This window comes from Rhodobium orientis, assembly GCF_003258835.1.
Classification (GTDB): Bacteria; Pseudomonadota; Alphaproteobacteria; order Rhizobiales; family Rhodobiaceae; genus Rhodobium; species Rhodobium orientis.
Genome location: NZ_NPEV01000117.1, coordinates 1 through 1,004, shown reverse-complemented (window position 1 = coordinate 1,004; position 1,004 = coordinate 1). Strand labels below are relative to the sequence as shown.

General features: G+C 66.3%; 1 protein-coding gene. It reads right to left on the bottom strand.

Annotated elements, in window-relative coordinates; translation table 11 throughout:
• A partial coding sequence (gene tuf / locus CH339_RS23615; RefSeq protein ID WP_111436865.1) for an elongation factor Tu occupies positions 1–1,004 on the bottom strand: 1,004 nt, incomplete at both ends.

Genomic DNA, 1,004 nt, shown 5'->3' with positions numbered 1-1,004 from the left:
GTGCGGCCGCCCTCGCGGATGGCGAAGCGCAGCTTTTCTTCCATCGCGATCGGCACGATCAGCGTCACGTCCATCGTCACGTTGTCGCCCGGCATCACCATCTCCGTGCCCTCCGGAAGCGTCACCACACCGGTCACGTCCGTCGTGCGGAAATAGAACTGCGGGCGGTAGTTGGTGAAGAACGGCGTGTGACGGCCGCCCTCTTCCTTCGTCAGGATGTACGCTTCCGCCTTGAACTTGGTGTGCGGCGTGACCGAACCCGGCTTGCACAGCACCTGGCCGCGCTCCACGTCCTCGCGCTTGGTGCCGCGAAGCAGAACGCCCACATTGTCGCCCGCCTCGCCCTGGTCGAGCAGCTTGCGGAACATCTCGACGCCCGTGCAGGTCGTCTTCGTGGTGTCGCGGATGCCGACGATCTCGACTTCCTCGCCGACCTTGATGACGCCGCGTTCGACACGGCCGGTGACCACGGTGCCGCGGCCCGAGATCGAGAACACGTCCTCGATCGGCATCAGGAACGGCTGGTCCTTCGGACGCTCCGGCGTCGGGATATAGTCGTCGACGGCCGCCAGCAGCTCGCGGATCGAATCCTCGCCGAGCTTCTTGTCGCCCTCGTCCAGCGCCACCAGCGCCGAGCCCTTGACGATCGGAATGTCGTCGCCCGGGAACTCGTAGGACGACAGCAGCTCGCGAACTTCCAGCTCGACCAGCTCCAGGAGCTCCTCGTCGTCGACCTGGTCGCACTTGTTGAGGTAGACCACGATCGCCGGGACGCCGACCTGGCGGGCAAGCAGGATGTGCTCGCGGGTCTGCGGCATCGGACCGTCGGCGGCCGACACCACCAGGATCGCGCCGTCCATCTGCGCCGCGCCGGTGATCATGTTCTTGACGTAGTCGGCGTGGCCCGGGCAGTCGACGTGGGCGTAGTGCCGCGCGTCCGTCTCGTATTCCACATGCGCCGTCGAGATCGTGATGCCGCGCGCCTTTTCTTCCGGCGCAGCGTC